This window comes from Anabaena catenula FACHB-362 (assembly GCF_014698735.1).
Taxonomy (GTDB): Bacteria; Cyanobacteriota; Cyanobacteriia; order Cyanobacteriales; family Nostocaceae; genus Anabaena; species Anabaena variabilis_A.
Window position 1 is genome coordinate 40,014 of record NZ_JACJTQ010000025.1, and the last position, 11,932, is coordinate 51,945.

At 42.7% G+C, this 11,932-nt stretch carries 11 protein-coding genes; 10 read left to right on the top strand and 1 reads right to left on the bottom strand.

Going from position 1 to position 11,932, the window contains the following annotated elements; translation table 11 throughout:
• Positions 1–134 precede the first annotated feature (134 nt).
• The 9 genes from H6G68_RS16425 (at position 135) to H6G68_RS16465 (ending at position 10,282) form a co-directional block, all read left to right on the top strand.
• Positions 135–2,084, top strand: coding sequence for a phosphodiester glycosidase family protein (locus tag H6G68_RS16425; RefSeq protein ID WP_190907603.1), 1,950 nt, complete (start codon positions 135–137; stop codon positions 2,082–2,084).
• Between the two features lie 288 nt (positions 2,085–2,372).
• Entirely contained in the window at positions 2,373–2,792 is a 420-nt protein-coding gene (locus tag H6G68_RS16430; protein ID WP_127053521.1) for a phosphomannose isomerase type II C-terminal cupin domain, read from the top strand.
• 213 nt (positions 2,793–3,005) lie between these two features.
• Positions 3,006–3,332, top strand: a complete 327-nt coding sequence (locus H6G68_RS16435; protein WP_190907604.1) for a HesB/IscA family protein — start codon at positions 3,006–3,008, stop codon at positions 3,330–3,332.
• Positions 3,333–4,155: 823 nt separating this feature from the next.
• Positions 4,156–4,536, top strand: coding sequence for a 30S ribosomal protein S12 (rpsL, locus tag H6G68_RS16440; protein WP_190712914.1), 381 nt, complete (start codon positions 4,156–4,158; stop codon positions 4,534–4,536).
• A gap of 368 nt (positions 4,537–4,904) precedes the next feature.
• Positions 4,905–5,375 carry a 30S ribosomal protein S7 gene (gene rpsG / locus H6G68_RS16445; protein ID WP_127053523.1) on the top strand — a complete coding sequence of 157 codons (471 nt, stop codon included), beginning with the start codon at positions 4,905–4,907 and terminating at the stop codon, positions 5,373–5,375.
• Positions 5,376–5,513: 138 nt separating this feature from the next.
• Positions 5,514–7,592 (top strand): elongation factor G, encoded by a 2,079-nt coding sequence (gene fusA / locus H6G68_RS16450; protein ID WP_190907605.1) that lies wholly within the window; start codon positions 5,514–5,516, stop codon positions 7,590–7,592.
• Between the two features lie 22 nt (positions 7,593–7,614).
• Complete coding sequence (gene tuf / locus H6G68_RS16455; RefSeq protein ID WP_127053525.1) at positions 7,615–8,844, top strand: elongation factor Tu; 1,230 nt, start codon at positions 7,615–7,617, stop codon at positions 8,842–8,844.
• Positions 8,845–9,024: 180 nt separating this feature from the next.
• Positions 9,025–9,342 (top strand): 30S ribosomal protein S10, encoded by a 318-nt coding sequence (gene rpsJ / locus H6G68_RS16460; protein ID WP_008232935.1) that lies wholly within the window; start codon positions 9,025–9,027, stop codon positions 9,340–9,342.
• Between the two features lie 295 nt (positions 9,343–9,637).
• The gene (locus H6G68_RS16465) at positions 9,638–10,282 is read left to right on the top strand and encodes an LON peptidase substrate-binding domain-containing protein (protein WP_127053526.1); all 645 of its coding nucleotides are present in this window, start codon (positions 9,638–9,640) and stop codon (positions 10,280–10,282) included.
• A 50-nt stretch (positions 10,283–10,332) separates the two neighbouring features.
• Here the strand turns inward: H6G68_RS16465 and pheA are convergent, their stop codons facing one another.
• Positions 10,333–11,205 carry a prephenate dehydratase gene (pheA, locus tag H6G68_RS16470; protein ID WP_190907606.1) on the bottom strand — a complete coding sequence of 291 codons (873 nt, stop codon included), beginning with the start codon at positions 11,203–11,205 and terminating at the stop codon, positions 10,333–10,335.
• Positions 11,206–11,522: 317 nt separating this feature from the next.
• Between pheA and H6G68_RS16475 the strand changes: the two genes are divergently transcribed.
• Positions 11,523–11,909, top strand: a complete 387-nt coding sequence (locus H6G68_RS16475; protein ID WP_127053634.1) for a VOC family protein — start codon at positions 11,523–11,525, stop codon at positions 11,907–11,909.
• Positions 11,910–11,932 lie beyond the last annotated feature (23 nt).

An 11,932-nucleotide genomic window follows, 5' to 3' on the forward strand; every position in this document is an offset into this window, starting at 1 on the left:
TATAAAAATCCACCTTAAATAATATCACGGTTGTTGAAAAATAAAGTCATAATTTTTTAAGATTTCCTCATAAATCGGTCAGGTAGCTCTGAGGGTGGTAATTTTCATAAGTACTGAAGTTAAGGATCGTAAAAATGCCGAATTCTTGCCGACGAGCAGACTTTCATACCATTACCCTAAATTTTAAGAACAGGTTTTTCCGCTACTCTATCCCTCTTCTGTCAACAGCACTGTGCTTAACTGCTACTTTTGCTACTAACGCTCAACCAGTTCCTATTCTGACTTCTCCCTCACCTACTTCCAGAGAAAAAATCCCATCTGGTAATCAAATTTCTCTCAACGGTCGGACTTTAGCAGGGGCTTGGTTACAGGAATCGGGAAATACTGGTAAGGTGACAACTCATTTGAGTGATGGGGCATTAAGACAATTAATCGGGGTAGATTTATTAAATACTAGTAACCCTACTCAACAACCGGTGGAGTGGTTTTCGTCAATCAAACCACCACTAGCTTTAAACGCCAAGTTGTGGGGAGGATATCGTTATTTAGATATTTCTAGTTTTGCACAAACAGCAGGCTGGCAGATACAGGCTAATGGCAATACGTTGATGATTTCTACCCCCCAAGCAAAAGTCAACAATCTTCGTTTGGGAAAACGACCTGTGGGTGAGAGACTGGTTGTGGATTTAGATATTCCCACTCCTTGGCAAGTTACGCAAGGTCAAGCTATCAAAAGACCCATCGACCCCCAAGAACCAACTTCCTCAACTACCAGACCCCTAAATAGAGAATGGACAATTACTCTAGATGGGATCGCAGATCCGGCTTTAATTCAACGTTATACTCCCCAGCCAATCATATTACCGCCAACCGGGTTAAAACAATTACCATCAGCACCAACTCCTGACCCACTGATTCAAAAAGTGGAGATGGTCAATAATCAAACTATTATCAGTCTCAGTGTTCCCTTTGGCCTATCTCCACGGATTAGTGCGATCGCTAATCCTAATCGCTTAATTATAGATATTCAACCTGATGCTTTGGTAGCAAAGGATATCACTTGGGCAAAGGGATTGCGCTGGCAACAAAAGTTTGTCACTTCAGGTAAAGACAGCTTTCCAGTTGTATGGTTAGAAATTAATCCCCGTGTCGTAGGTTTAACACTTAAACCTATGTGGGTAAATTCAGATATTTTAGCGGGTACTGCCCCCTTGATTCAAACTGCACAACGTTATTTAGCAGTAGCCGGTATTAATGGCGGCTATTTTAATCGCAATAATAGATTACCTTTAGGGGCTATTCGTCGGGATAATCAGTGGATATCTGGGCCGATTTTAAACCGGGGTGCGATCGCTTGGAATGATTCAGGACAATTTTACTTTGGCCGCCTCACCTTAAATGAAAATTTAATCAGTGCCAATAACCAGTCTTTACCCATTCTTTTTCTTAACAGTGGCTATGCCCAAACTGGTATTGCCCGTTACACATCGGTTTGGGGCAGTACTTATACACCCCTCACAGACAACGAAATCCTCCTAGTTGTCCAAAATGACCAAATTACCAATCAGCTACCTGGTGGTAAAGCAGGTGTCACCCCCGTTCCCATTCCCCAAAACGGCTACCTCCTCACCTTACGCGGTACTGCTACTACTAACGCCAATAAATTGCCTATTGGCACAAAAGTCAGTATTACCAGTACTACTACTCCCACCGATTTTAGTCGTTATCCTCACATTGTCGGAGCCGGTCCACTCTTGATTCAAAATCGGCAAATTGTTCTCGATGCCAAAGCCGAAAAATTCAGCGCCGCTTTTATCTCCGAAAAAGCAGTTCGCAGTGCTATTTGTACCACCAATACAGGTAATTTGATGATTGCCGCCGTACATAATCGCGCCGGTGGAGCAGGGGCTACCTTAGCCGAACACGCCCAATTAATGCAGGTTATGGGCTGTGTGAATGCCCTTAATCTGGACGGTGGTAGTTCTACTAGTTTATACTTGGGAGGGCAATTACTCGACCGTTCCCCCAGTACTGCGGCTCGTGTCCATAACGCTATTGGTATTTTCCTGAACCCAGAACCATAAGCCAATTGATAATAAAATGCAAAATTATAGAAAACATTTTTCATGATTTTGCATTCTGACTCTCCCATTCTTTTTTAAAGCTGAGAACAAGCTGGCATTTTCTTTGATGAAGAGTTAGTATAGACCCAAAAGTTTTACTGGTAATCAGTTACGCCATGACATTTAATTTTGCTATGGTTAGCAAAGTGAAATTAAATTGCTAATTTTCACTATTTAAATATCACGTCAAATTCTTGCATCCCTTATTAAGAATAATAAATTTTTTGTATGTCTCCATCTGAGGTAACTATGGCTTCATTTACAGAAACAGCACAGACTAATACTCTCACCCTCAACGCAGCCCTCAATTCTAGAAGTATCGCTGCGAGTGAATTACGTCCTTGGGGTTCTTTTACAGTTTTGGAAGAAGGGCGCGGATATAAAATTAAGCGGATTGAAGTTAAGCCAGGACATCGCCTCAGTCTACAAATGCACCACCACCGTAGCGAACACTGGATTGTGGTTTCAGGTACAGCCAGAGTAGTTTGTGGTGAGAAAGAAGTTTTACTCAGTAATAATCAGTCAACTTATGTACCTCAATGTACTGTTCATCGTTTAGAGAATCCTGGGGTAATTCCCTTAGTATTAATTGAAGTCCAAAATGGCGAGTATTTAGGTGAAGATGACATTATTCGCTACCAAGATGATTACGCTCGTACTGAAAAGTAAGCATGGAAAATTGAGAAAGAAGTGATATCCTGTCCGGTTGAATACTTAATCATTAGGTAACCGCACTCTGACGCGGAGAGTTTTTTGATTAACAATTAGCCGGACTTGATATGATTGGGTGATTTTTCTGCACCTCTTCAACTCTGGAACTTCTTGTCCCCAAGTGTCAAACTCCCGTTAATATAATGATGGAGTTTGTGCGACAAAAATTCCATGATTAATTTAAGTCCAGCAGCCGCGAATGAAATTGGGCGATTAAAATCCAAGCAACAGCCAAATATCTTGTTTCGCTTGCAAGTGAAATCTGGTGGCTGTTCTGGGTTGTTTTATGATATTTCTTTTGATGAAGTGGTCAAAGTGGAAGATCAGGTTTTTGACGTTAATGGTACTCAAGTAGTCCTAGACGCTCAAAGCATGAATTATATCACTGGGTTGGTATTGGATTATTCAGAAGACTTGATGGGTGGTGGTTTTCGCTTCCATAACCCACTAGCGATCGCTACCTGTAGCTGTGGAAATTCCTTCTCTATTAATGTATAGCAGGTGAGAGGGGATAGGTGACAGTTGGATAAAGTCTTTTGGTGTCTAGGTTTTATAGCCGTGGACAGGGTAGTTAGGACATCAATTGATAATGAAACTCTCACTACAAGAGGGTTTTACTCCTGACTCCGGTCACTGAGCGTAGTCGTTCGCGAAGCGTCTCGTTCACGTAGTGTCTCCGACAGGAGAAGAGAAGTGCTGACTCCTGACTCCTGACTCCTGTTATATCATCAGTTGGTGTCCTAACCACCTGAGCGGTTGCTATAAACTCCTAGTTATAACCGTCAGTAGGGGGATAGGTGAAAAAATTAATTGCTGCGAATCTACTCCAGATAGCGGAGTGTGGTGTAGATCATACACCTGACTACAGAATTCCTTTTTTTATTTTTGAAATACACCTAGGGTGGGCATTGCCTACAGTAATTAAAATTTTTCAAAAATGATTTAGTATTAAAAGATAGCAATCCTTGCGGAAGCTGTGAATACATTATAGTTGGCGTATTACGCGGTAATTAACTGATAACGCTCACAGATAAATCACTAAACCGTGTCATCACCCAACATCAACTCTAAATTATGTGTTGATTATTCCTGACAGTTGTCTATAGCAATGCCAGATTATTGGTCAGTAATCAAAAACCATAGCAGATAAATCTGTGAAGAGTTAAAAGTCTTGTTGTGTCTGATTTTTATGATCAGTGTATGTCATAACATACCTGGCAACTGACACAATAACAAAATAATAATTGACAGAAAATCATGAAAAACGCTATAATCAGGATTTGTTAAAATAGACTATAAGCAGCAACACGCGCTGTAACTCATGCCAACAATACAGCAGCTAATACGTACCGAACGCGAACAAGCGCGTCAGAAAACAAAGTCCCCGGCTCTGAAACAATGCCCTCAACGTCGAGGAGTCTGTACCAGAGTCTACACAACTACACCGAAAAAGCCGAACTCAGCGCTCCGCAAAGTAGCAAGAGTCAGACTTACCTCTGGATTTGAAGTTACAGCTTACATCCCAGGTATTGGCCATAACTTGCAAGAACACTCTGTTGTGATGATTCGTGGTGGTCGGGTAAAAGACTTACCAGGCGTGAGATACCACATTATCCGTGGCACGTTAGATACAGCTGGAGTTAAAGACAGGAAGCAAGGTCGTTCCAAGTATGGAACTAAGCGTCCAAAAGCAGCCAAATAATAGGAACAAGACGATTAATCGCATCACTTACGATTAATCGCCTTATTACCTAAAACCGCAGTCAACCCAAACCAACAAACTGCTTCCTCTTGTTTAATAAATAAAGTTGCTCTCGGCGCTAAACGAACAAGTGTAGGTTTTTCAAGCAGAATAAGGTCAGCGATAGCAGCACTTTAATGTAAATATTAAAGTTTACAATGTTTTCGCCTTGTGTATCTGGTAGGGGAGCAGCAAGTAAATTAGTTCAGCCTCGCTGCAACTAGAGCCAAAACTCAAGGAAGTGAGAGCGGCTACTTACACCGCTTTTAAGTTCCTATGTTCTGATAGCATATAATTTCGTTGCCAAATTCCGAATTTAAGGATGAAGTATGTCTCGTCGTGGTGTTAGTCAAAGACGCCCAGTTCCGTCTGACTCAGTGTATAACAGTCGTCTGGTCAGCATGATTATCAGGCGGATCATGCGTCATGGCAAGAAATCACTTGCCGCAAGAATCGTTTACGATGCATTGAAAACTATCGAGGAACGCACTGGTAATGGTGCTTTAGAAACCTTTGAAAGAGCAGTGCGGAATGCAACGCCTTTAGTAGAAGTGAAAGCTCGACGAGTAGGTGGAGCAACTTACCAAGTACCGATGGAAGTGCGGACAGAAAGGGGTACTACCCTAGCCTTGCGTTGGCTAGTGCAATATTCTAGAGCCAGACCAGGCCGCACAATGGCCAGCCGACTCGCAAATGAGTTGATGGATGCTGCTAACGAAACAGGAAGCGCGATTCGCAAGCGGGAAGAAACGCACCGGATGGCTGAAGCAAATAAGGCATTTGCACACTATCGTTACTAACTAGAGCAACGATATATCGCCGCCGGAAAGCGGTATATCGTAAAATTTCCTGAAAAAGACGGTTTTCCGTAAAAGTATAGAATCTTAACAAAGAGTAATATACAAGATATCATGAGGCAAAAACTATAGGAGGTAACTGTGGTACGCACAAACCCGCTAGAGAAAGTACGCAATATCGGTATTGCGGCGCATATAGATGCGGGCAAAACAACGACAACAGAGAGAATATTATTTTACTCTGGGATAATTCATAAAATTGGCGAAGTTCATGAAGGAACTGCCGTCACAGACTGGATGGAACAGGAGCGGGAGCGGGGAATTACCATCACTGCCGCTGCTATCAGTACCAGCTGGAAAGATCATCAAATTAACATTATCGATACTCCTGGTCACGTTGACTTCACCATTGAAGTTGAACGCTCCATGCGCGTGTTAGATGGTGTAATCGCCGTCTTTTGTTCCGTTGGTGGTGTCCAACCACAATCTGAGACAGTATGGCGGCAAGCAGATCGCTATAAAGTGCCTCGGATCGCTTTCATTAACAAGATGGATCGCACGGGTGCGAACTTCTATAGAGTTCATGAGCAGATGATTGATCGTCTGCGTGCTAATGCGATCGCTATTCAACTGCCAATTGGTAGTGAAACTGAATTTAAAGGTATCGTTGACTTGGTGCGGATGTGTGCATATATGTACGCTAACGACCAAGGGACTGATATTCAAGAAACAGAAATACCAGCCGAATTGCAAGAAAAAGCAGCCGAATACCGCATCAAGCTGATAGAAGCAGTGTCAGAAACCGATGATGTGCTGATGAATAAGTACTTCGAGGGCGAAGAACTTACAGAAGCAGAAATTCGTTCTGCCTTGCGTAAAGGCACAACTGCGGGGACGATTGTGCCAGTACTGTGCGGTTCAGCCTTTAAAAACAAAGGCGTGCAGTTGATGTTGGATGCAGTCGTAGATTATCTACCCGCACCCACAGAAGTGCCACCGATTCAAGGAATCTTGCCCAATGGCGAGACTGTCGAACGCCGAGCCGATGACAACGAACCTTTAGCAGCTCTGGCATTTAAGATTATGGCTGACCCTTATGGTCGCCTGACTTTCGTTCGTGTTTATTCTGGTGTATTGAAAAAAGGCAGTTATGTCCTCAACGCCAGCAAAAACAAAAAAGAACGGATTTCCCGCTTAGTGCTGATGAAAGCAGATGACCGACAAGATGTCGAAGAACTGCGAGCAGGTGATTTGGGAGCAGCATTAGGATTAAAAGACACCTTGACAGGTGACACTTTATGTGATGAAGGATCACCAGTAATTTTGGAATCCCTATTCATTCCTGAACCTGTAATCTCGGTAGCGGTAGAACCCAAAACCAAGAACGACATGGACAAATTGTCCAAGGCGTTGCAATCTCTCTCAGAAGAAGATCCCACCTTCCGTGTGCGTGTAGATCCTGAAACCAACCAAACTGTAATTGCTGGGATGGGAGAACTCCACCTAGAAATTCTTGTAGACCGGATGTTACGGGAATTTAAAGTGGAAGCGAATGTCGGTGCGCCACAAGTGGCTTACCGGGAAACGATTCGCAAAGCCGTAAACAAAGTGGAAGGCAAATTCATCCGCCAAAGCGGTGGTAAGGGTCAATACGGTCACGTTGTCATCAATTTGGAGCCAGGAGAACCAGGCACAGGTTTTGAATTTGTCTCCAAGATTGTTGGTGGTACCGTACCTAAAGAGTACGTTGGCCCGGCAGAACAAGGCATGAAAGAATGTTGTGAATCCGGTGTTGTCGCTGGATATCCACTCATTGATGTCAAAGCTACTTTGGTAGATGGCTCTTACCACGATGTAGACTCTTCGGAAATGGCTTTCAAAATTGCTGGCTCAATGGCAATGAAAGAGGCGGTATCGAAAGCTTCACCTGTCATCTTAGAGCCTATGATGAAAGTTGAAGTTGAAGTACCCGAAGACTTTATTGGGAACGTCATTGGCGACTTAATCGCCCGCAGAGGGCAGATTGAAAGCCAAAGCACTGAACAGGGACTCGCTAAGGTGGCATCTAAAGTTCCACTGGCAACCATGTTTGGCTATGCCACTGATATCCGGTCGAAAACCCAAGGTCGGGGTATCTTTACAATGGAGTTCAGTCACTACGAAGAGGTGCCTCGCAGCGTGGCTGAAACTATCATTGCCAAAAGTAAAGGGAACGCTTAATTAAAAAAGGAAACGAGCATTCATGGCACGCGCAAAGTTTGAAAGAAATAAACCCCATTTAAATATCGGTACTGTTGGCCACGTTGACCACGGCAAAACTACTTTAACCGCAGCCATTACCATGACTTTGGCTGCTAATGGTCAAGCCATAGCCAAGGGCTACGACCAAATCGATAACGCACCAGAAGAAAAGGCACGTGGTATTACCATCAATACCGCTCACGTTGAGTATGAAACCACAGATCGCCACTATGCTCACGTAGACTGCCCCGGACACGCTGACTATGTAAAAAACATGATCACCGGTGCGGCTCAGATGGATGGTGGTATTCTCGTAGTGGCTGCTACCGATGGTCCCATGCCCCAAACCCGTGAACATATCCTGTTGGCAAAACAGGTGGGTGTTCCTAGTCTGGTCGTCTTCTTGAACAAAGAAGATTTGATGGATGACCCAGAACTGCTAGAACTTGTAGAACTGGAACTTCGGGAACTGTTAACTAGCTACGATTTCCCCGGTGATGATATCCCCATTATCAAAGGCTCTGGTCTACAAGCTCTCGAAGCCATGACTAAGAATCCTAAGACTCAACGCGGAGAAAATCCTTGGGTTGATAAAATCTACGAACTGATGGATGCAGTAGATGCCTATATCCCCACTCCTGAGCGGGATGTAGACAAGCCTTTCTTGATGGCTGTAGAAGACGTTTTCTCCATCACAGGTCGTGGTACTGTGGCTACAGGTCGGATTGAACGGGGTGTAGTCAAAGTCGGCGATAACGTCGAACTGGTAGGTATCAGAGATACTCGTGCCACTACCGTAACTGGGATCGAGATGTTCAAGAAGAGTCTTGATCAAGGTATGGCTGGAGATAACGCTGGCGTACTGCTGCGGGGTATTCAAAAGGCTGATATTGAACGGGGCATGGTAATTGCTAAACCCGGTTCTATTACACCTCACACTCAATTTGAAGGTGAAGTGTACGTTCTCACCGAAAAAGAAGGTGGTCGGAAAACACCATTTTTCGCTGGATACCGTCCTCAGTTTTATGTCCGGACAACTGATGTAACTGGCACTATCAAAAGCTACACCTCCGATGAAGGCAAAGAGGTGGAAATGGTTATGCCTGGAGACCGGATCAAAATGACAGTAGAACTGATCAACCCCATTGCGATTGAGCAAGGTATGCGCTTTGCTATTCGTGAAGGTGGTCGCACCATCGGTGCTGGTGTGGTATCCAAAATCCTGAAATAGTAAGCACATTTTTGCTTCTCATAATCAAGGAGCAGGGATGCATCAAACCATCTCTGCTCCTTTCTCTTCCCCAAAACAATTTTGGAGTTTAAATTTTGGATTTGGTATTGCATCTAAAAATCTAAAATCTAAAATCTAAAATCTAAAATCTAAAATTCACAGAACCTGGAAAACTTTCATATGGCAACTCTACAGCAGCAGAAGATTAGAATTCGCTTACAGGCTTTTGACCGACGTTTATTGGATACATCTTGCGAGAAGATTGTAGATACAGCTAACCGCACTAACGCTACAGCTATAGGACCTATTCCTTTACCAACAAAACGGCGGATCTATTGCGTACTGCGATCCCCTCACGTCGATAAAGATTCCCGCGAACATTTTGAAACCCGCACCCATCGCCGGATTATTGACATTTACCAGCCTTCTTCTAAAACTATCGATGCCCTGATGAAGTTGGATTTACCATCTGGTGTAGATATCGAAGTCAAATTGTAAATTAGTCATTAGTCATTAGTCATTAGCGCTTGGACAAATGACTAATGAAATTTTTTGGTATTAATATTTACTTTGTCCTGGAGAAATTTGTGGGAGAGACTCTCTGATGGGCAGAAGGGGAGACTCAGTGACGCGGAGATAGATTTCCCCCGTTTCTTCTTTCTCCGGATGATCGTGTCTCTTCTTCAACTCAGGGCTTTTTATTAGCTATTAAACAAATGATAGAATATAAGTAAATTAGAGAGAAAGTAGGAAAAATAAATTTTTTAAGAATTAAATTTATACTCAACTAACAATGACATCTTCTTCTAAAATTGCAGTCCGTGAACTACCTCTTTTCCCATTACCTGAAGTGGTTCTGTTCCCCACTAGACCTTTACCCCTACATATCTTTGAATTTCGCTACAGAATCATGATGAACACGATTTTGGAGAGCGATCGCAGGTTTGGAGTCTTGATGGTAGATCCAGTTAAAGGCACAATTGCCAACGTTGGCTGCTGTGCGGAAATTATTCATTACAAGCGAATGCCTGACGACCGGATGGAAATGCTAACTTTAGGACAGCAAAGGTTTCGCGTTTTAGAGTATATCCGCGAAAAACCCTATCGCGTTGGGTTAGTTGAGTGGATTGAAGACCAACCGCCATCTAAAGATTTGCGACCTTTAGCTACTGAGGTAGAACAGTTATTGCGAGATGTTGTCCGTCTGTCAGGGAAGTTAACTGAACAAAATATTGAATTACCAGAAGATTTACCAGATTTACCAACAGAGCTATCCTATTGGGTGGCTAGTAATCTGTATGGTGTTGCTCCAGAGCAACAAGCATTGTTAGAAATACAAGATACTGCGGCTCGCTTAGAACGGGAAGCAGAAATTTTAACTTCTACTCGTAATCATCTGGCAGCACGTTCTGTTCTTAAAGATACATTTAAAAATTAATGCTTAATAGAGTCTACAGCACGATCCGCGAACGTAGGCTCTATCAAGAATTAGAAATTATCAATCAAGGTAACACTATAGCTACCAAAAACTTTTATTATTTCTGTGTAATTACGTAACTCAGATAAAGCTGTTTGCACTTGAGTTGCACTTGCTTCTATGTCAATGAAAAATAAATATTCTCCTAATGAGCGTTTTGTGGGACGAGACTCAATTCGACTGAGATTAATACCTAGATGAGCAAATACTTGCAAAGCTTTAGCTAGTGCGCCAGGTAAATTAGCAGGTAAGCTGAAAGCTATGGAGGTGTGAGTAGGAGCGATTGCTCTAGAAGATATTTGAACACCAGCATCTTTTTGGCTGTGACTAATTACCCAAAAGCGAGTACAGTTGTCTGGATAGTCGTTAATACCAGTGGCTAATATAGGTAAATTGTAAAGTTGTGCTGCTCTGCTAGAGGCAATCGCTGCGGTTGTTATCTCCTGTTTGAGTCCCTGGAGAGCCTCAGCCGTAGAGTTACTAGGAATCAAATTCACATTGGGCAAAAATTGCCCCAACCATCCCTGACATTGTGCTAAAGCCTGGGGATGAGAATAAACAGTTTGAATCCTCTCTAAGCTATCAGCACAGGAAATTAAGGTATGGGAGATAGGCAAGACTAAAGCCAACTGAATTTGTAAAGTTTCCAATTGCCACAAAGTATCCATCGTCATGCTGACACTGCCTTCAATGGAATTCTCAACAGGCACAACAGCTAACTGGGCTTGGTTTGTAGCCACAGCTTGCAGTGACTGGGCAATAGTGGGATAAGGACATAAGCTAGCCTCAACTCCTGGCGTTTTTTTCAGCCAGTTGAGATAAAAAAAAGCTGCTTGTTCGGCGTAAGTTCCCGGTGGTCCCAAATGTGCGATCAATATAGTCATATGTTTATTAGTTATCTGTTCAATTTATAGACTATATCGTGAGTAAACCCACCCTTTCTTTATTGACCAAGAATATTGCTTTAATTTGATTTATTTAATTACGTACTGCTCTTGTAGATGGTGTAATTATACAGTTTGTATTTATACAACAGTGTGAGTGCTTGACTAAATAGAGCAAATGTTCTATTTTGACTTATAGCAGGAGGCAGGAGGCAGAGGGCAGGAGGCAGGAGGGAAAGCCTTATTATATCTAAGTTTCAAGGATTAATAATGTCCTAATTATCCTGGCTACAGCTATAAGTGAGAAATTAAAGATTATGAAGTTCTCTTACACAATTCTCTATGTAAAGGATGTTGTTCAATCGGTCGCTTTTTATGAAAAGGCGTTTGGTCTAAAACAGCAGTTTATTCACGAGAGCAAACAATATGCCGAGATGGAAACGGGTGGAACAACTCTCGCTTTCGCCTCAAATGAACTTGCAAAATCTAACCTTCCGCAAGGATTCCGAGAAAACAGTCTCTCAAATCTACCTGCTGGTATTGAGATTGGTTTTGTAACAGATGATATAACAGCAGCTTTATCGCGTGCCATAGAAGCTGGTGCTGTGATTGTTGTAGATGCCAAAGTTAAGCCTTGGGGACAAACAGTGGCTTATCTCTGTGATTTGGATGGAATTCTTGTTGAAATTGCTAGCCAAATGTAAACTAAATTAAAAAAAATAAACAT

Bases quoted from the DNA above. Each gene is read 5' to 3' on its own strand.
- H6G68_RS16425 (WP_190907603.1), top strand. From the start codon at position 135: ATGCCGAATTCTTGCCGACGAGCAGACTTTCATACCATTACCCTAAAT.
- H6G68_RS16430 (WP_127053521.1), top strand. From the start codon at position 2,373: ATGGCTTCATTTACAGAAACAGCACAGACTAATACTCTCACCCTCAAC.
- H6G68_RS16435 (WP_190907604.1), top strand. From the start codon at position 3,006: ATGATTAATTTAAGTCCAGCAGCCGCGAATGAAATTGGGCGATTAAAA.
- rpsL (WP_190712914.1), top strand. From the start codon at position 4,156: ATGCCAACAATACAGCAGCTAATACGTACCGAACGCGAACAAGCGCGT.
- rpsG (WP_127053523.1), top strand. From the start codon at position 4,905: ATGTCTCGTCGTGGTGTTAGTCAAAGACGCCCAGTTCCGTCTGACTCA.
- tuf (WP_127053525.1), top strand. From the start codon at position 7,615: ATGGCACGCGCAAAGTTTGAAAGAAATAAACCCCATTTAAATATCGGT.
- rpsJ (WP_008232935.1), top strand. From the start codon at position 9,025: ATGGCAACTCTACAGCAGCAGAAGATTAGAATTCGCTTACAGGCTTTT.
- H6G68_RS16465 (WP_127053526.1), top strand. From the start codon at position 9,638: ATGACATCTTCTTCTAAAATTGCAGTCCGTGAACTACCTCTTTTCCCA.
- pheA (WP_190907606.1), bottom strand. From the start codon at position 11,205: ATGACTATATTGATCGCACATTTGGGACCACCGGGAACTTACGCCGAA.
- H6G68_RS16475 (WP_127053634.1), top strand. From the start codon at position 11,523: ATGAAGTTCTCTTACACAATTCTCTATGTAAAGGATGTTGTTCAATCG.